The 17,232-nt window shown below is 69.7% G+C and carries 19 protein-coding genes and 1 pseudogene; 5 read left to right on the top strand and 15 right to left on the bottom strand.

What is annotated here, in order from left to right:
- Positions 1-3 precede the first annotated feature (3 nt).
- The 3 genes from E6R60_RS14885 to E6R60_RS14870 all read right to left on the bottom strand — a co-directional run bounded on the left by E6R60_RS14885 (position 4) and on the right by E6R60_RS14870 (position 2,182).
- Positions 4-639, bottom strand: coding sequence for an ankyrin repeat domain-containing protein (locus E6R60_RS14885; protein ID WP_136327023.1), 636 nt, complete (start codon positions 637-639; stop codon positions 4-6).
- Between the two features lie 160 nt (positions 640-799).
- Positions 800-1,384: a hypothetical protein gene (locus E6R60_RS14880; protein WP_136327022.1), complete on the bottom strand. Its 585-nt coding sequence runs from the start codon at positions 1,382-1,384 to the stop codon at positions 800-802.
- A gap of 459 nt (positions 1,385-1,843) precedes the next feature.
- Entirely contained in the window at positions 1,844-2,182 is a 339-nt protein-coding gene (locus tag E6R60_RS14870) for a hypothetical protein (protein ID WP_136327021.1), read from the bottom strand.
- 129 nt (positions 2,183-2,311) lie between these two features.
- Here E6R60_RS14870 and E6R60_RS14865 point away from each other — a divergent pair, with 129 nt between their 5' ends.
- Entirely contained in the window at positions 2,312-3,322 is a 1,011-nt protein-coding gene (locus E6R60_RS14865) for an aldo/keto reductase (protein ID WP_136327020.1), read from the top strand.
- Positions 3,323-3,328: 6 nt separating this feature from the next.
- On the opposite strand, the gene E6R60_RS14860 is transcribed toward E6R60_RS14865, so the two are convergent.
- Complete coding sequence (locus E6R60_RS14860; protein WP_136327019.1) at positions 3,329-3,532, bottom strand: hypothetical protein; 204 nt, start codon at positions 3,530-3,532, stop codon at positions 3,329-3,331.
- A gap of 120 nt (positions 3,533-3,652) precedes the next feature.
- On the opposite strand from E6R60_RS14860, the gene E6R60_RS14855 reads away from it, so the two are divergent.
- Positions 3,653-4,492 carry an IS5 family transposase gene (locus tag E6R60_RS14855; RefSeq protein ID WP_136327018.1) on the top strand — a complete coding sequence of 280 codons (840 nt, stop codon included), beginning with the start codon at positions 3,653-3,655 and terminating at the stop codon, positions 4,490-4,492.
- Between the two features lie 27 nt (positions 4,493-4,519).
- Here the strand turns inward: E6R60_RS14855 and E6R60_RS14850 are convergent, their stop codons facing one another.
- Positions 4,520-4,963, bottom strand: coding sequence for a VOC family protein (locus E6R60_RS14850; RefSeq protein WP_136327017.1), 444 nt, complete (start codon positions 4,961-4,963; stop codon positions 4,520-4,522).
- 133 nt (positions 4,964-5,096) lie between these two features.
- Positions 5,097-6,020: a MerR family transcriptional regulator gene (locus E6R60_RS14845; RefSeq protein ID WP_168713607.1), complete on the bottom strand. Its 924-nt coding sequence runs from the start codon at positions 6,018-6,020 to the stop codon at positions 5,097-5,099.
- A gap of 87 nt (positions 6,021-6,107) precedes the next feature.
- Here E6R60_RS14845 and E6R60_RS14840 point away from each other — a divergent pair, with 87 nt between their 5' ends.
- On the top strand, positions 6,108-7,817 hold the full coding sequence (locus tag E6R60_RS14840) for a carboxylesterase family protein (RefSeq protein WP_136327015.1): 1,710 nt from the start codon (positions 6,108-6,110) through the stop codon (positions 7,815-7,817).
- Positions 7,818-9,511: 1,694 nt separating this feature from the next.
- Here E6R60_RS14840 and E6R60_RS37805 read toward each other — a convergent pair.
- The 5 genes from E6R60_RS37805 to E6R60_RS14820 form a co-directional block, all read right to left on the bottom strand.
- Positions 9,512-9,643 carry a hypothetical protein gene (locus E6R60_RS37805; RefSeq protein ID WP_276613960.1) on the bottom strand — a complete coding sequence of 44 codons (132 nt, stop codon included), beginning with the start codon at positions 9,641-9,643 and terminating at the stop codon, positions 9,512-9,514.
- Between the two features lie 70 nt (positions 9,644-9,713).
- Positions 9,714-9,965, bottom strand: a complete 252-nt coding sequence (locus E6R60_RS14830) for a hypothetical protein (RefSeq protein WP_136327013.1) — start codon at positions 9,963-9,965, stop codon at positions 9,714-9,716.
- A gap of 454 nt (positions 9,966-10,419) precedes the next feature.
- Positions 10,420-10,596 carry a hypothetical protein gene (locus tag E6R60_RS36710; protein ID WP_168713595.1) on the bottom strand — a complete coding sequence of 59 codons (177 nt, stop codon included), beginning with the start codon at positions 10,594-10,596 and terminating at the stop codon, positions 10,420-10,422.
- Between the two features lie 275 nt (positions 10,597-10,871).
- Positions 10,872-11,063: a hypothetical protein gene (locus tag E6R60_RS14825; RefSeq protein WP_136327012.1), complete on the bottom strand. Its 192-nt coding sequence runs from the start codon at positions 11,061-11,063 to the stop codon at positions 10,872-10,874.
- An 800-nt stretch (positions 11,064-11,863) separates the two neighbouring features.
- Positions 11,864-12,241 carry a nuclear transport factor 2 family protein gene (locus E6R60_RS14820; RefSeq protein ID WP_136327011.1) on the bottom strand — a complete coding sequence of 126 codons (378 nt, stop codon included), beginning with the start codon at positions 12,239-12,241 and terminating at the stop codon, positions 11,864-11,866.
- A gap of 306 nt (positions 12,242-12,547) precedes the next feature.
- Between E6R60_RS14820 and E6R60_RS14815 the strand changes: the two genes are divergently transcribed.
- Complete coding sequence (locus E6R60_RS14815; RefSeq protein ID WP_240802561.1) at positions 12,548-14,032, top strand: WD40 repeat domain-containing protein; 1,485 nt, start codon at positions 12,548-12,550, stop codon at positions 14,030-14,032.
- A 427-nt stretch (positions 14,033-14,459) separates the two neighbouring features.
- Entirely contained in the window at positions 14,460-14,948 is a 489-nt protein-coding gene (locus tag E6R60_RS14805) for a hypothetical protein (protein ID WP_136327009.1), read from the top strand.
- Between the two features lie 54 nt (positions 14,949-15,002).
- Here the strand turns inward: E6R60_RS14805 and E6R60_RS37375 are convergent.
- The 4 genes and pseudogenes from E6R60_RS37375 to E6R60_RS14790 all read right to left on the bottom strand — a co-directional run.
- Positions 15,003-15,262: pseudogene (locus E6R60_RS37375) on the bottom strand (transposase); the annotation flags it as partial.
- Between the two features lie 247 nt (positions 15,263-15,509).
- On the bottom strand, positions 15,510-16,283 hold the full coding sequence (locus E6R60_RS14800) for a hypothetical protein (RefSeq protein ID WP_240802560.1): 774 nt from the start codon (positions 16,281-16,283) through the stop codon (positions 15,510-15,512).
- A gap of 25 nt (positions 16,284-16,308) precedes the next feature.
- Positions 16,309-16,752 (bottom strand): hypothetical protein, encoded by a 444-nt coding sequence (locus tag E6R60_RS14795; protein WP_136327007.1) that lies wholly within the window; start codon positions 16,750-16,752, stop codon positions 16,309-16,311.
- Positions 16,749-17,222: a DUF6301 family protein gene (locus tag E6R60_RS14790; protein WP_240802559.1), complete on the bottom strand. Its 474-nt coding sequence runs from the start codon at positions 17,220-17,222 to the stop codon at positions 16,749-16,751. Before E6R60_RS14790 ends, E6R60_RS14795 begins: the two co-directional genes overlap by 4 nt.
- Between the last annotated feature and the right edge of the window lie 10 nt (positions 17,223-17,232).

Below are 17,232 nucleotides of genomic sequence, written 5' to 3'. Positions count from 1 at the left end.
GCTTCAGGTAGATGCCGGACGGCCTGTTCCGGGCCGGTCGTGGCGCCCGCCCCGAGCGGTACGGCGGCGATGCGCCCGGTTGTCTGCCGGCACTGCGAAATCGCGGTCGATGTGCTCACGCGTGTGGGTCAGAGCCTCGGCCGACGAGGTGGCACCTCGGCTGAGCAGGTGTCGCACCATGGGTATCCGTCCGAACCCAGCCGCCCAGTCGAGGGCGGTCTTGCCCTTCATCACCGCGTTGACATCCGCCCCGTGGTCCAGCAACACATCCACCGTCTCCGGGTACCCCTCGCTGCCGGCCGTGGCTGCCAGCACCAGCGGCACCCATCCCCTCCTGCCCTGTGCTCCGGTACGGGCACCGGCATCGAGGAGAGCTCCCACGACTTCCGTGTGCCCACTCATCGCCGCCAGGCACAGAGGTGTCGACTCCGCGTACTCACCCACGCGCTGCTCCGGATCGGCTCCCGCGGCAATGAGCAGACGGACGACATCGGCATGTCCCCGCCCCGCCGCCAGATCCAGCGCCGTACGCCCGCCCGTGCCCGGCGCATCCACCGCAGCACCCAGCTCCAGCTGCCGCTCTACCGAAATCACGTCGCCGGCGTCGGCCGACCGCACCAGTTGATCCGCCACGTCCATACCCCGATCATTCCGCGTATCCGGGCCGAGGGAACAGCTGGGGCGCTCAACTCCCCGGCCTGTCGTCCGACTTCGACGGCAAGCGATCCAGGTTCGATGTCACGGGACGAAGTGCCCCGTCGCACGGAGCGTTGTTGCGCAGGCCGCGTACTTCCGGCTCTCAGCTGAAGATGTCGAGGACGTCCAGCCAGGAGTCCCCGTCGCCGGAGCGGGGGCGCATCGGACGCGGCTCCGGATAGGCGGCCGCCGCGGCTCGGGCGCGGACGACCTCCGGCCCGCCACACGCCTCCACCGCGAAGGCGCCGAAGACCTTGGCGAAGCCGGCCGGATCGCGAAACTCCACGCCGAACGCCCGGCCATCCTGCAACGGCACCCACACCACCCGGTCAAACCGTATCCACTCCAGCACCGGCTGGTCGTCCGCGGTCGACCGCCCTTCCAGCCACAGCCGCGCCACGTGCAGCAGATTCACCTGCTCCATCGCCAGCCGCTTGCGCCGCACCCGCAGTTCACGCGTCGTCAACATGATCCGCTGGTCCTTCTTCGGATACCAGACGACGCCGATCCCGAACGGCACCCACAACAGGATCCCGATCATCGGCCAGACGAGAGCGTCGCCCCACGATCGGAACAGTCCCCCGTCCCACAGATACAGGGCCCCGAAGACCAGAACCCACTTCGCCGTCATCCGCCAGAACCCCGTGCCCTGCCGGTACAGGACCCGCCGCTTCCCCGTCATCGTCATGCCCGCACGCTATCCGCCACCCTGCGGATCCCGGCAACGCCGGCCTCACTCCCTTCATCTCGTCCGGTCTTCCGACCGCCAGCCGAGGATGTCGAGGAGGAGCCCGTCCAGCGGCCCGCCGACCAGTACCGGGTACGTCTGGTGGGGAAGCAGGCCGGGGTTGAGGGCATCGTGGTCGTGGCCGTAGACCCAGCCGCGCGCGGCAGTTGCTCGTCGCCGTCGTTCATCCGAACGACTTCCCAGCCGCACCGACGGCACGGGCGGAGATGACCGACGGGCCCGGCCTGGGTGGGGGCCGGGCCCGGCGCTGTGCGCGGGGCGGCTATCGGGTCTGGAAGGCGCCGCGGCCGACAGGGCCGTGGCTGCGGGGCGGCCCAGTTCCGTTCCCGGCTGGTGGTGACGGCGGTGCGGGCATCGGCGCGGAGCCACGACTCACGGGTCGGCACGATTCGGTGGCGTTCATGCGGGGAGGGTGTCTCCGGGGAAGCCGTGGCACGCGTGAACCTCGCAGCGCATCATTCCCGCTCGCACACAGGGGTCCCCCGCCATGATCTCCGCCGCTTCCTCGGCCGGCACGGTCATGATCGCGACGCCGGCCACCGGGGCGGAGGCGACCGGGCACAGGACAGCGATCACCCCCTCCGCGCGCAGCGACACCATGCGCCGCTGGTGTTCGAGTTCGATGGCGTCCGCACCGTCCATGGTCCGCTCCGGCCCCCACTCGAGGATCGCCAGGCTGTAGGGCTTCGCGGTCGCGGCCAGAGCCCGGATCTGTTCGTCGGTCACGGTCGTGCTCATGATGTCTCCTTAGAGATTTCGCGGGTAGGAGCGCCCTCGCGAGCGCTGCGTTACCGCCGCCCGGACCAGCGGAACATGCCACGCCTCCGAGTTTGCGTGAGAGCGCACTCCAACTCCTAGGTTCGGCGCATGCGATACATCAAACTCGGAACGACCGGACTGGAAGTCTCCGCCATCGCCCTCGGTTGCATGAGCTTCGGCGAGCGGGACCGGGGCGGCGAGCCCTGGTCGCTGGGCGCGGACGCCAGCCGGGACGTCATCAAGCAAGCCCTCGAAAGCGGCGTCAACTTCCTCGATACGGCCAATGGGTACAGCGCCGGAAGCAGCGAGGAGATCGTGGGCCGGGCGGTCAGGGACTTCACCCGGCGCGAGGAGGTCGTTCTCTCCACCAAGGTCTGGATGCGGATGCGCCCCGGCCCGAATGGCGCTGGGCTGTCCCGCAAGGCGATCTTCGCCGAGCTCGACGCCTCCCTGAAGCGACTGGGGACCGACTACATCGACCTGTACCAGATCCACCGCTGGGACTACGACACCCCGATTGAGGAAACCCTCGAGGCGCTGCACGACGCGGTCAGGTCCGGGAAGGTCCGCTACATCGGGGCCTCTTCCATGTATGCCTGGCAGTTCGCCAAGGCCCTGTATCTGGCTGACCTGAACGGCTGGACCCGGTTCGTGTCGATGCAGGACCACTACAACCTCATCCACCGGGAAGCCGAGCGGGAGATGCTCCCGCTCTGCGCCGACCAGGGCATCGGCGTGATTCCGTGGAGCCCGCTGGCGCGGGGCAGGCTGACGCGGGTCGGGGACACCGCCACGGCGCGTGCCGCGACCGATGAGGGCGGCACGATCCTCTACCGCGACGGGGACCAGGCAGTGGTCGAGCGCGTCCACGAGATCGCGGGCAAGCGGGGTCTGTCCCCGGCCCAGGTCGCCCTGGCCTGGGTCATGCGCAACCCGGCGGTGACCTCGCCCGTCGTCGGGGTCACCAAGCCGGCCCAGCTTGCCGACGCACTCGCCGCGGTGAACGTCGAACTCGACGAAGACGAGGCTGCCTACTTGGAGGAGCCCTACCAGCCGCACGAGGTCGCCTACCTGGAGGAGTCTTTCTACAAGTCGCGCCCTGTGGTGGGCTCCCGGTAGCCCGGGCTACCGCCGGGCCTTCGACGAGTCCTTGGCCTCGGCCTTCACAGCCCTGTGGTGGGTCCGGCGGTACGTGCGGGCGGTCGCGCGCAACCGCATGATCTGCGCGCTGCCCGCCGGCGCGGTGAGTAGGATGCCCGCCACCTCGGCCAGCAGCAGGGCCACGCGTAGCGGGACGTGCCCGCGGTCACCGCAGTAGCTGACGTCCATCGACTGCTCCTGAGTTTGGTAAGAGATTTCGCGGGCAGGGCGTAAGGCCCATGTGCGCGGGCACCGGCATCCGTTTTGACGTGGGACTCCTACCTCTCTACATCTGAAAACGGAGCACCGGTGCCCGCTGTCGAAGCATGGGCAATCGAGCCCTTGTGGGTCCCGTTCGAGGCCCTCCTGCCACCGCATCTCGAGACACATCCGTGGGGCTGTCACAACCCACGGATCCCGGACCAGATCGTGTTCGACAAGCTCGTCGCGAAACTCGTCTTCGGCGGCTCGTACGAGAAGCCCGCCGATCAATCGTGCTCGGCAACCACGATGAGAACCCGACGCAACGAGTGGATCGCGGCCGGTGTCTTCGCAGGGCTGGAGCAGATCATGCTGGAGACCTCCGACCGTGTCGTGGGCCTGGATCTGGCCGACATCACCGTCGACGGGCAGATCACCAAAGCGCCCTGCGGTGGCGAGGTCGCCGGGAAATCACCGATTGACCGAGGAAAACTCGGGATCAAGTGGTCGCGGATGACCGACGGACGCGGGATCCCGCTGGGCTGTGTCGTGACCGGCGCGAACCGACACGACTCCCCGTTGCTGCGCCCGACGCTAGAGAAGCTCGCGCGTTTCGAGCTCGCGCTGCCTGAGCAGATCACGGTGCACCTTGACGCGGGCTACGACTCCACGGTCACCCGCAAACTGCTGACCGATCTCGGCTACGAGTGGCGGATCCAGCCCAAGGGCGTCGTGATCCCGATCAACCACACTCGCCGCTGGGTCGTCGAGCGCACCAACTCCTGGTACAGCCGCGGCTTCAACTTCACCCTTTCCTGCACGGAACGTCGACCGGTCATCATCAACGCACTGCTCGCGTTGATGACCGCGATCATCGTGACCCGACGCCTCATCCGCGAAGCCTGGACCAGCCAACGCTGGGACGCACGGCCAGCCCGCCGACCATGACGCCTTGTCCTCTCCCCGCGGAATCTCTTAGTTCCCGATCCTCTCGGCCAACGAGACGATGATGCCTTCGGGCCCGCGGACATAGGCCATCCGCCACACACCCTCGTATTCACCGATGCCTCCCACCAGGCCGTAGCCGTCGTCCGCGGCGCGCTCGACCGCAGCTTGGATGTCGTGCACTTCGAAGGCGACGTTGCGCAGGCCGAGCTCGTTGGCCGGCGCGGCAGGCGAACCCGGGAGGTGGTCCGGCCGCGTGAAGCTCGAGAGCTCCAGCGTCGTACCTCCGCCGGGCAGTCGCAGCATGACGATCTCGGTGCGGGCGTCGGTCATGCCGGTCACCGTGTCCAGGAACTCGCCTTCGACGGCCGTCTTCCGATCGGCCTCCAGACCGAGGCTGACGAAGAACGCCGTCACGGTCTCGAGGTCAGCGACGGTGATGCCGCCGTGGTCGAAGCGCGTTACGAATGTCATCGGACCCCTGACGGATGCTTGAGGAGAGGCTGGGGAAGGCGGCCTCTCAGGTTCCTCAAGGGAACCCCACCCGCTCTCGCGATGCACGCATCTGACCCCGCGCGCTGATCCACCAGGAATCGCGGGACAGCCGTTATGCGCGAGGCGAGGTGTCGGTGATCGAGAGGCTCAGTCCGTCGGTCAGCCACGCATGGGCCGCGGTCATGTTCAGGGAGCGCCCGCCGGTGACGGTGTCCAGCAGACCCCAGTATCGGCGCAGACGCGGGTCGAAGCCCGACGACCTGGAGACCAACGCGTGCAGGAAGCGACGGAAGGCGGGGGTGTCCGACTCCCTCCGAGCTCGCGCGTGGGCGGACACGAACGCGTCGACCGCCTCCCCGGGGCCCGGCGGGAGCCCGGCCCTCACGGCAGCGGCTGTCAGAGCAGCCGCCTCGTCTATCTCGCCGTAGAAGGCGGGGGCGTCCCGCATCTCCTCCGAATGATCCCCCGTCCAGCGCGTGAAACCGGGCGTGGACACCAGGACGTGGATCTCCGCGTAGGCCAGTGCCGCGGCGGGAGAGGGGTCGTGCGAGGGCTCGGGCGACAGCATGGCGACCATGAGGTCGAGCCGCCGCTTCGGCATCTCCGCGGGCAGCTCGCGGTACCAGTGATCCGTGAGGGTCCGCCGCGCCTGCGGAAGCCGCTGCACCCGGGCGAGAATCTCCAGGCGCCGCAGCCGCTCGCCGTCCACGCAGTCGTCGAGGGCGCGAAGTGTGGCCTGCCGCCATCGCAACTGCGTCAGCTGCTCCTCAACGGCGTCGAGTTCGGTCGCCACGAAATCACCGAGGGCCTGCTCCCCGCTCGCCACCCGCGCGACGGTCGCGATCGGGGTGTCCAGTGCCCGCAAGCGCCTGATCAGCCCGATGCGCTCCCACGCCTCCGGGCCGTAGCGCCGGTGACCCCCGCTGCTGCGCTCCGCCACCGGCAGCAGACCGCTGTCGGAGTAGTAACGCAGGGTCTTCACTGCGATCCCTGTCCCGGCGGCGAGTTCACCGATGCTCCATGTGCGGTGCGTCACAGACCCTTGAACCTCCAGTGCGCGGGAGCTTCTAGCGTACCGAGCACCGGCCGCCTCCGGACGGCCCATCGAGACAGGGGAGCACGCATGACCTCGATCCCACCACCACGCCCGCGTAGGCGAGTCGGCCGGCGCGCGCACGGCATCCGCCTGCTGCGTGTGGCCGTTCTGCTCGCGGTCACGGCCGTGTCCGTGACGACGGCGGCCGCAGAACCGCCGCGCGCAGAAGGAGTTCGCACGGAGACCGTCGTACGGACCGACCACGGCCTGATCCGCGGCGCCGCCCACGGCTCGTACGTCACCTTCGACGGCATCCCCTACGCCGCACCGCCCACGGGCCGCCTGCGCTGGCAGGAACCCGCGCCGGCGCCGGCCTGGCGGGGGGTGAGGGACGCCACGGCCCCCGCCTCGCGCTGCGTACAGATGCCGATGCCCGGCATGGAAGGGGGGAGCGGTTCCGAGGACTGCCTCTATCTCAACGTCACCGCACCGTCGGCACGTCCGCCCGCCGGCGAACGGCGCCCGGTACTGGTGTGGTTGCACGGCGGGGCGTTCCTCGGCGGGTCCGGCGGCGACTACGGTGCGGAGCGGCTGGCCGTTCGCGGAGACACCCTCGTCGTCACGGTCAACTACCGCCTCGGCGTCTTCGGCTACTTCGGTCATCGGGCCCTGGGCTCCGCTCCGCCGTTCGGCCTCGCCGATCAGCAGGCCGCCTTGCGCTGGGTACGGGCGAACGTGGAGCGCTTCGGCGGCGACCCCGGCGCCGTCACACTGTTCGGCGAATCCGCGGGCGCCCTGAGCATCTGCGCGCACCTCACCTCCCCGCGCGCGGCCGGGCTCTTCCAGAGGGCGGTGCTGCAGAGCGGTTCCTGCCTCATGTCGTTCCCGCCCGGCGCCCTCGGCCCCGGAACACCGGCGTACGAGCCCTTCGCCCCCGCACACGACGTCCAGGACAACGGCGCCCGAGCCGCGGCACAACTCGGCTGCGCGTCGAGCGACGATGCCCGAGTGCTGGCCTGCCTGCGCGAGCAGAGCACGGAACACCTCGCCACCACGCAACTCATGCAGTCCTTCAACCGCCCCGCCTTCGGCAACTCACTGCTTCCCACGGCACCCGGCGAGGCCCTCGCCTCCGGCCGCTTCCACCGGGTGCCGCTGCTCCAGGGCACCAATCACGACGAGATGCGGATGTTCGTCGGCCAGTCACTCACCGCGTACCCCCTCCGGACGGAGGAGGACTACCGCGCCCGTCTCGACGACACCTTCGGCCCGGCCGGCGCCGCCGTGGCCTCGCACTACCCGGCGGCCCGCTACCCGACCCCGGCGCTGGCCTGGTCCGCGGCGCTGACCGACCGCTCCCTGACATGCACCACGCTCCAGGCGGCCCGCGAGATCACCACGAAGGCGCCTCGCCTCCCGCTCTACGGCTACGAGTTCAACGACCCGGACGCCCCTGTCCTGACCGGCCTTCCCGCGCACGCCGACCTCCCCTACGGGGCAGCGCACGGCTTCGAACTGCCCTACCTCTTCTCCTCCGTGCCGACCCAACAGCCCCTCACCGAGGCGCAGGGCACCTTGTCCGACCGCATGATCGACTACTGGGCGTCTTTCGCCCACACCGGGAACCCGAACACACCCGGCGCTCCACGCTGGCCGGTCCTGCGCACCACGGGCCCCGTCCTGTCGCTCGCGCCCGGCCCCGGGGCGATCCACGCCTCCGACGCGTACGACGCGCACCACTGCGCCTTCTGGCAGGGTACGCAGACGGGCGTGGGGCCCGGCTTGAACCCTTCGTAGCGCTGAGCATCAAGCCGCAAGGTCCGCAGGCCGGGACGGGGGGCCCGCGTCTCCCGGGCGACGGCACCCCGTGGAGCGGGGCTGCTCCCCGGCCCTGGCCGCGGGCGCGGTGGTCCCCTTCGCCTTCGCCGCCGCACTGACCCTCTCCACTGCGGTGGGCGGCGCTGGCAAGGCTCGCCGGGACGGGTTCACCTCGGCCCTGAAGCCGTGGCCCTCCCCTCCGTACGCGAAGTGCGGGTGCCCAGCCGCGAGGGCATGATCCTGCGGGACCGTCTGCCAGCCGACCGACGGTGTGCGGGACATCGGCGAGAAGGCCCCCCTTCTGCGTGTGGACCAGGTCCCCGCCGGCGGCTCGCGTCCAAGCGGCTCGACGCGGCGTCCTGCCGGGCCGTCGCGCGCGTCATCGAGGAGCGCGTGGCGCGGCTCTGCGCGCCGGGGCCGGACTGCGGCCTCCGACACCGCGCCACCACCGCGGATGGCTCCGCCCTGCCTGTCCTCGGCGCCGGCCTGGGCCACGTTGGTGATCCGGCACTTGACGGTGCCCTTGCCACCTCCGCCACGGGTGCCGGCCTGCCGGCAGAGGTCGATGTCGGGCCCGGGTGATCTGATAGGTGCCCTGACAGGTGGTGCTCGCCCCAGGAGCCAGCGTGGTCCCGTCACACGTCACCGTGGCGACGCGGTGGTCCGCAACGTGCACGTCGTGCAGCGGGGTGCTGCCGGTGTTGGTGACCGTGTACTCGTACCGGACCCTGCTGCCGACCCGGAACGGGCCGCTGGAGGCGCCCTTCTTGTGCAGGGTGAGAGGGGGCTGCCCGACCGGGACGGTCTGGTACGTCTCCGGTGAGGTGACGGTCCCCCCGTTCGCCGTGCCGGTCGCCGTTGCGGTGTTGGTCACGGAGCCGGCCGTGCCGTCGGCCGCGGTGATCGTGTAGGTGCCGGTGCAGGTGGTGCTGTCACCGGTCTCCTCCGCCGGGGCGAGCGTGGTCGACTCACAGCTGATGTCGGTGACGTGGTCGTCGTGCACCGCGACATGGGCTCTGACCAGCGCGGATCGCCGCCCCGCTCAGGATCGTCTCAACAGCAAGAACCGGGTTGAGAGGCTCCGCGAGCTCTTTGGTGGCGACGGCCATGAGACGCGCGGGTAGTTCACCATTGCGAGGGCGGCTCAGGCCGTGTGCGCAAGGTGGATGGTTGGGTGAGCCCGGGGCACCTCGTTGTCACGAACGTGATTGCCCTCTGTTGGCCATCGGAGTACGTAGTCCGACGGCTTCGTCCTGCCTGACCAGGGCAGTCATCGGCGGCGGTGAGAAGTACCCAACTACGAGGCGGGAGCTTGGCGCGGCCGCACATCTGGCGCTTGAAACCTGCAGCCCAGGATCGACCAGGAACGCGAACTCCTCGAGCCCATGCCGCAGGGTCCGCACGGCTGCCTCACATCGACCCAGGACCCGGTGAGTACTCCCCCGGCCGAGGGTCTTCCTCCGCCAGTGGCACCCCTCAGGGCACGGCTCACCCCGCGTCGGCGGGTGGGTGCCGCCCACCGAGCAGAGGGGCGCCGCGGTGCTGCCCCCGCCGGCGCGGCGCGCAGGTGAGACGCTCCCCACGGACGCACCGGACGAACCGCGGTCTCCTGCCCCGGCACACCGCGGCCCCCACCAAGCGGTGGGGGCGCACAGGGCTGTGGCCAGGGGGTGTCATCGCTTCGGGAACTTCCACCCGTTCTTGCGCAGCTTCAACAGGATGAAGACCGCGAACAGCACCCACACCCCGAGGAACGCCCATTTGAACCAGGGCGGCCCCTGCCACCGCTCAGCGAGCACAACCATCGACGATGCTGCCACGTGAGAAGACATGACTCACGAGTGCCCGCGCATGGCCGCTCGACTCCATCAGCGGCTAGTGCGAGATCGAGTGCAGGGTTTCCTCGTGCTCGGCATGCTCGTAGTGGGCCAGGGCCAGCCCGAGCCCGAAGAACGTGGGAGCCCACTCCCCGACGAAGATCCCCCACCGGTCAGCGCGAGCCACACCGAGCGGCTCGACCTTCATGGACCCGAACCAGGAGGCCACCGACAACCCGATCGACACGAACCCGGCGGCGTAGGCGTGCTCAGACTTCAAGCCCTTGTCGTGCAGCATTTTGACGATCATGACTCTCCAAGGGGATGGAAGACGGTGCCCCTCCAGGCTCTCCCCGGAGCGCGGGCGGCGCATCCTGGCGAGGGAAGCGACCGGCCTACTCCACCAGCATCCGAATACCGCGCCGTGCCGCACAAGCGCCGTACCCGACCACAGCGGCCGCGGCGTACGCACACCTCCAGCCCTCCGCGACCCACCCCGCTCAGGGACAGCCGCGACTCCGGCTCACCTGCAGGGGAGCGCAACGCCGCTCGTGGGTGTTATCGAGTCAGGCGCATGGGCTTGCAGTCGGGGTGCGCGCAGACAAGATCGTTCTGGTGATCGGGGAGCAGTCGGCTTGTGATCCGCCCGGCGGGGCCAACTCGCTGGGGCGGTCTCGGCGGCCGGCACCAACTCGCCAACGAGCGGGGCCCATCGGTGGCATACGCCACCGGTGGCGCCATCGCGACGAATGCGCCCGGCGAGGTCAGGCGCGAACGAATCCGGCCGGGTCGGTCAGGTAGCGATCAAGGTCCGGGTCTTCGTGAAGCGCGTAGAACTCGAGATGGATCTTCCACACGGGTCCGAGTTCGGCCCGAAGGCGGCCGAGCGCCTGGCGTACCGCCTCGTTGATTGCCTCCCTGCGGCCCTGCACCAGCGACACCGAAGGGACCGCAGCCCTGGACGCCTCCCTCACCAACCATCGCTGCCACCCCCCACTCGGATACCAGTCACTGGTTGCCACATCAACAACCTGCGGGTCGGTACACCTGAAGGACGTCGACAGGTCCGGAGCAAGTGTCCGAACCTTCATCGTGCCCAGGATCAATTCTTCCGGCCGCTACCGTCCAGGTCCCGGTTCGGGCGCCGGCAGCGGGAAGACGCCCGGCCCGCTCCGTGGGAACGAAGGGGCCGGGCGTTTCGCATTGCGCCTCCGGGTCAGCGGGTGTGATGACGGCTCGTCTGCTGACGGGGCAAGTCGCTCGGCCGCACCGCGGTGAAGGAGCGCTGAGCCCGGCCGGACCGGCGACCCGGGAAGGGATTGCGCCGCGCCGGCACGCTGGGGGCCAGCGCCAGAACAACGAGGGGGACGAGGACGACGACGAGGACGAGCACATTCACGAGGGCCATTTTCCTGCCTTCCGTCGAGTACTGACCGCCTGTAACTACCTTCTGTAACCAGAAAGCGGGCCAATAAACACCCTTGGTGAGCACGGTGTGAGTGGGCATGCCAGTGAGTGCTCAGCGGCGGAGGTCAGCTCGCATACCCACGGTGATGAGAGGAAGCACCTGTGCCCCGCTCGGCACAGGGTGGACGAGAGCGAAGCACCGGCACCATCCGAGGGCGCCGGCCCCACGTCCTCAAGCCGATCGGACGGCTCGTTTCCACGGGTCGTCATACGTGTCCCGGAACCGATTCGTTCGACGGCCAGCGATCGCGGCTGCTACCCCTCGCGGGGCGCTGAAGTGGTGACCGGGCCGTTGCAGAAACGGCGGCGCAGCGTGCTCGCCGACCGCAACGCCGCCCGTTCCGCGTCGGTGGCCGAGGCTATCGCCTCGCTCCTCGCCGCCCTCCCGGGATCTGCATCGACACGCCACGCGTCGGGCGAACTTCGTCACGGGCACGTGAATCGACTACCCGTCGAAATGATCCGTGTCTGATCGGCTGCGGCGTGATCCTGACAGAACCGCAGCCTCGGACTCGATAGCGATGCGGTCGCTAGTGGTCTGAGGGTAAGGTTCGCCGGGCTGGTGGTCACCACGGTTGGATGTGCGGTGACGTCCGATCCGGTCGCTGGAGGCGAGTGGGCTGAGCCTGTCCGTGTACGCAGACTGACCGACCGGAGGGACAGAGGCCGCAGCAGATCGTGCGCCGGGGCAGCACCAGTTCGGTGCGCTAGCTGCGCGCTTGGATGCTGCTCGCCTCGGACTCAGGAGACGGACGCCTTGATCTCCCCCGCGAAGACGATGATCTGGTCGATGAGGCTCCGTCGCAGATGGACGACGTCCGTTCCCGCCAGGCGGGGGCCTCCCTCAGGCATGGTGAAGACCCACTGGTACCGGGCCCATTCGTCAGGCATGTCCACCGCTGAGCAGCGCACCATCGTGCCGGTCCCCGCCGGGTGGCGCCGGATGTCGAGCACGAACCGCTCGACCGCCGCGATTCCTTCGCTGCGACCCAACGGTCCCCAGAAGACCACGTCTGAGGTGAGGGCCTGCGAGAGCAGGGCAGTTACATAGGTGTCGTCCGTGGCGTTGAACGCGGAGATGAACGTGTCGATCGCGGAGCGTACGGTGTCTTCCTGCATGCCCCAGTAATACCAGCCGTTTCGCGTGCGCTCGTCCCCCGAGCCGTCTTCCGATCACGGGGGGGCCCTGTCGGTCACAGCACCAGGAATACGGAAGCCGTGGCAAGTGCCCCGCCATCCGGTGAGGTGATCGAAGTGGTGTGTTCCCCGGCCGCCACCGCGACACGGCGATGCGAGTGAACGGCTTGTCTCAGTGTGCCGATGACGCTTTCGTATCTACACCAGCGCCGCCCTGTCAGCGGTGGCGCGCCGGCATCAGGGGTGGGATCAGAGTTGAGGAACACGTTAGGAAGAGCCAGGAGGCTCATGACCGTGCTGGTGGCGGGTGCGCTGGCCGGGTCGGCACTGACGGCGGCCCCGGGCACCGCGTCCGCGGCCCCGGCAGCGGCCGCCGTGGCGTCCGTGGTGCCATCGGGCCCGGGCGTGGAGCTGTCGGCCGCATCGTTCACCCAGATGGCGGTGGACGACGCCAGTCGGCGTGTGTGGATCGCCGGTGACCGGGTCTATCCGGACGGGTCGCGGGACGGCGAGCTGGTCGGCGTGCTCTACGGGGGCGCCGGGCCCGCCGTCGCGAGCGCCCACATGGCCGCTCCCCTGTCCGGTGTCGCGGTGGAGCCGGACGGGTCGAAGGTCTATGCCGGGCAGTCGGACCGCATCGCAAGCTACTCCCACTCCAGCGGGTTTCTGGACCCACTCGACCCGATTACGGCACCGGCCGACGGCTGCGGGCGGGAACTGGCACAGACGGGCGGGCGGCTGTTCTTCACCAGCCGACCGGCCGCGTCGCCCGAGGACTGCGCCGGCACGCAAGGCAGTGTCGGTGTCGCCGCGACGAGCGAGGGGGAGACGGCCGGGGAGGTCATGTACACAAGTGCCTCGGTCCATCTCGAGGGAGGGCCCGGAGGGCTGCTGGTGACCGCTCCCGAGCGCTGGTCCCCGACCGACGACCCCGACCTGGGGATCTACCGGGTGACGGACGGGGCGGACGGGAACCTGCTGGAGTTCCTGGGCGAGCGCCGGTTCGCCGAGGACGGCACGGGTCAGGGGATGGACTTCCGGGACGCCGACTTCTCCGCGGACGGCTCCGTCCTGGCGGTGGCCGACGGGGCCCGGGGGACCGTCCTGCTCGGCGGCCGGGACGCCCGCTTTCTCGAGAACCACTACGCCCCGCTGCCGCAGGGCGTGGCGCCCACGGCCGTCGCCTTCAGTCCCGACGGCAAGTGGTTCGCCCAGGGCGGCGCGGCTTCGGGCGACGCGGCCGACCTGACTCTGGCCTTCGCCGACCCGTCCGTCGGGCGTGAGCCGCTGCGCATCAGCTTCGAGGACGAGGCCGCGGGCCACCGCGTCGTCCCGCGGGGCATGGAATTCTCCGGGGACGGTCAACAACTGTTCGTCGTGACTTCCGATCAGGAGGGCACGAAGTTCTGGCTGCACACGATTCAGACCCGGGAGGCTCTGGCACCGTCACGGTTCGTGGGCGTGACCCATGGCCCCGCCGTAGCCGGGGGGTTGTTCAGGGTGACCGGGCGGCTGGATCTGGACGGTCTGGCGCCTACCGAGCCGCCGCGGATCACGGTCCTGCGGCTGAACGGGCCGGATGCCGCCGACCTGCCGCCGGTCCCGGTCTCCGAGGACGGAACGTTCGTCCTGGAGGACGTCCTGCCGGACCGGGCCGGGAACGTCCAGTACGTGCTCGGTTACGCGGGTGACCAGGTCCACTACCTCTCGGAGTACTGGCTCGTGGTGGACACGGTGGATGCCTCGGCCAGGGTGACCCGCGGCAGCCGGTAACCGGCGCGGGGCTCGGCGGCTACCGACTGCCGCGCCCCGGCGCTCTGGCATGCGTCTAAGGGTGACCGGACCCGGCGAGAGCCAGAGGGTTCACGAAGTCCTTGCTCCGGCACGAGCCGGGTCTGAGTCGTCGTCGAGACGCTGCGGCGCTCCCCCGTCGCCGACGTACTGCCCGCTGCGCACCGGGACCGGCGCGCTCCCACGCTCGCGTACTGGCGGAGCAATCCGCCGTGGCCGCTGCTCGCCGGCGCCCCTGTGGCACGGTCCAGGTTGAGGTTCCGCTTGCACCGCGCGGCCAGTGCAGTCCGTCGGCGAGGCGCTTGCCAACGGCAAGCCCGGCGCGAACGGGCCGGCCCTTCGCACGGACGACATGGGTGCGTGAAAGGCTGAGCCCATGACCAGTGCAGCCGATGGACCACGTAGATAGTTGTTCCTCCGGGACGGCCTGGAGGCGGCAGACGTGGTGCGTGCTCATCGTGAGGCGCTTCGTGTCCTGCGAGAGAGCATCGAGTCTGCCCAGGTCGACGCCTACAGTGATATCGCCTGGCCACGCGAAGTGGCGCCCGCGTACGAGCAGGTGTTGTCGATGGCCGCCAACGAGGTGGCCCAGGGCGTCCGGCCTGCGAAAGGTGATCCCGGCATGGGGATCGACGTCGATATCCGCGACGACACGCAGTTCGACGTGCTCCTGGCCTTGGCTCCCTACACGATTCACGCCGAGGCATGGCGACAGGGTCGAGAGATCTTCAGCGCCGGCGACACCGGCACAGCCCTGTGGATCGCCGTCACGTCAGAGCAAGAGGCTCGGCTCATGTCACGGCTCGAGGCGCTGGGTGTCCCGCAAGGACCGTTCACGACGGAACCTCGCATGCGGCGAAGTCTGTTCGCCCGGTGGACCCGACGCCTGATCGCGTAATCCCCGCAGGGCTCCCCCTTTTCGCCGGTGCCGGGGGGCTGGTGGGCTGGTGGGCTGGTGGGCACGATTGATGGTGGAGTCCGCCGACACGGTCCACCCGATGCCGCCCACCGCGTCACCGTGGACCTGGGCGTGTTCGGACGGCCTGGCCCACACGCCATCCGCTTTCCAGCAGGCAAAGCGTTCGTGGGCGGTCTGCCACGGGCCCTGATGCTCGAGCGGGTCTCACCACGGAGCAGACCGGTCCCCCGCCGCCCCTGCACCCCATCGATCACCTGCCGGGAGTTCTGCCAGGACCTCTCCCGCCCCTCCACCGAAGGAAGCGGCGGTGAGTGCGCCGATGGTGGCGGTGCGCTTGCGGAAGTGGAACGTCGTACGCAGGTGAATTCCCCGAGTGTATGGCGGTCGAGTACGGAGGTGCAGTCGGGGCCCGGAACGCGGGAGCCGCTACCCCGCTTGACCTGCTGACACGTGGAAGCATCCCGCTCCCCGCTCATGTTTGGCTAACGCCTCGCATACGTCCTGCGGCCGTCCCTCGACGCGGCGGCGCCCGCCCTCGTCCTACTCAGGCCACTGGGCCAGGGCGCGGCTTAGGGCCTCTGCGGCGGGGAGCCGGACATCGTGGTGGATTTCTTCGAACCACGCGAACCAGGCGTCGGGGTCCTCCTCGAGGTCGGGCTCCGCTCCCGTCTCGACGACTGTCAGGCGCAGCCGCAGCCACGCCAGCGCTTCTTCGCGTCGCTGGGTGGCGTGGCGAGCGAGTTCGCCGACGCCCCGCACGAGCCGCTCCGCCAGCCAGAGGTCCGGCTCGTTGACGAAGAGCGTCAGGAAACGGGGGATCAGGGAGTCCGCGTGAGCGGCGGACTGCGCGAGTGCATCGACTGCGGCGATCCGGAGGAGGGAATCGTCGTCGTCGAGCAGCGGCAGCAGCCCGTCGGCGGCTCGCTCCCAGGCGGGCGGCCACGCCGGGTCCACGGTGGGCCGCCACCTGCCTTCGAGGATCGGGGCGACCTTCGCGGTCGGGGCGGTATTGCCCGTGTCGGCGATGTCGGTGATCGTCCGCAGGATGTCGAAGCGTACGGTCACGTCCGGGTCCCGGGCCGCCCCGACCAGAATCGGCAGTATCTCGGCGGCCGGAATCCCTACCGAACTGCCGTCGCCGTTGGCCGTGTAGTGCAGGATTTCGCACGTCCTGCCGGCCGTGAGGCGGTCGGCCGCCCAGAGTCCTGTCAACAGCTCGGGCCCTAACCGTTCTCCGGTGTAGGGATCGATCACCTTCGACCAGTCGACCTGCGCGGCGAGCCGTGCCAGTCGCTGGGCTTTCGTGCGCTCCACGGACATGCCCCGCTCGCCGCCCTCGTCAGTCTTCCGGCATGAGGCCCAACAGGGGCAGGACAAGGGGGCGATTGCCCCGGCGCCCGTCCCACGCTTCGTAGACGAGGGCCTGCGGCCCGGCGATCCGCAGGCCGTCGCGCAGACCGGTCACCGTCATCGCCGCCAGGGCCCGGTAGGCGTCCGAAGGAGAGGGCCAGGGCAGCTCGACCGCCCAGTTGTGACCGTAGACGGTGTCCTGGGGCGGCTGCCAGCCCGCCTCGGCAATCAGCCGGCTGCCCGTCTCTCCAGCGCGCAGCGCGGGGTCGAGATGGTGGTCGCCGACCAGTTCGGCTCCCAGCCCTTCGTCGCTCTGCAGAAACTGCGCGTACCGCCCTGTCCGTCCGGTCTCGCGGACGATCAGGACCGATCCGGCGCCCAGCGAGGACAGTTGCTCGGCGAGCCCTTCTTCGAACGCGTCCCACTCCGTCACAGCGGCCCTTCCTCGTCCTCGTCCATGCGCCGGAGCTCCTCGTCGAGGGACAGCTGCTTGTTCGTCACCAACTCCAGGTACACCGAGCCTCCCCAGTGCCCGAGGATCAGGGTGGTGTCGGCGCCGGTCCAGTGAACCGCAGCCTCGGGGCCCGGCTTGCGGTCCGTCGGCTCGCCCAGCGACGTACGCAGCGCGGCAGCCATCCCCGCGAACGCGTCCAGGACCTCGGTCCACTGCCCCCCGCGGTCGGTCAGACGGAGTTGGACGCGTTCAACCAGTTCGTCGTCCCGCACTCTTCCGCGGCGGGTCGCGTCGTGGCCGACCCTCTCGAACCCGGTGTCGAGCAGGTCCCAGCGCGGCCGGATCATCAGCGCCCGACGAGCGAACCGCGTCGACCGCCTCGCACTCTCCGTGGCCCGCAGCTCCCACGTACAGTCCAACGTCTGCAGTACGAAAGCGAGTTCGGCCACCCTGGCCTCA

This window comes from Streptomyces sp. A0642 (assembly GCF_004795105.1).
GTDB lineage: Bacteria > Actinomycetota > Actinomycetes > Streptomycetales > Streptomycetaceae > Streptomyces.
Note: the sequence above shows the minus strand (reverse complement) of the source record. Positions and strands in the feature narration are given on the sequence as shown.

Coding starts and splice junctions, on each gene's coding strand:
- E6R60_RS14885 (WP_136327023.1), bottom strand. CDS start 639: ATGGACGTGGCGGATCAACTGGTGCGGTCGGCCGACGCCGGCGACGTG.
- E6R60_RS14880 (WP_136327022.1), bottom strand. CDS start 1,384: ATGACGATGACGGGGAAGCGGCGGGTCCTGTACCGGCAGGGCACGGGG.
- E6R60_RS14870 (WP_136327021.1), bottom strand. CDS start 2,182: ATGAGCACGACCGTGACCGACGAACAGATCCGGGCTCTGGCCGCGACC.
- E6R60_RS14865 (WP_136327020.1), top strand. CDS start 2,312: ATGCGATACATCAAACTCGGAACGACCGGACTGGAAGTCTCCGCCATC.
- E6R60_RS14860 (WP_136327019.1), bottom strand. CDS start 3,532: ATGGACGTCAGCTACTGCGGTGACCGCGGGCACGTCCCGCTACGCGTG.
- E6R60_RS14850 (WP_136327017.1), bottom strand. CDS start 4,963: ATGACATTCGTAACGCGCTTCGACCACGGCGGCATCACCGTCGCTGAC.
- E6R60_RS14840 (WP_136327015.1), top strand. CDS start 6,108: ATGACCTCGATCCCACCACCACGCCCGCGTAGGCGAGTCGGCCGGCGC.
- E6R60_RS37805 (WP_276613960.1), bottom strand. CDS start 9,643: ATGGTTGTGCTCGCTGAGCGGTGGCAGGGGCCGCCCTGGTTCAAATGG.
- E6R60_RS14830 (WP_136327013.1), bottom strand. CDS start 9,965: ATGATCGTCAAAATGCTGCACGACAAGGGCTTGAAGTCTGAGCACGCC.
- E6R60_RS14825 (WP_136327012.1), bottom strand. CDS start 11,063: ATGGCCCTCGTGAATGTGCTCGTCCTCGTCGTCGTCCTCGTCCCCCTC.
- E6R60_RS14820 (WP_136327011.1), bottom strand. CDS start 12,241: ATGCAGGAAGACACCGTACGCTCCGCGATCGACACGTTCATCTCCGCG.
- E6R60_RS14815 (WP_240802561.1), top strand. CDS start 12,548: ATGACCGTGCTGGTGGCGGGTGCGCTGGCCGGGTCGGCACTGACGGCG.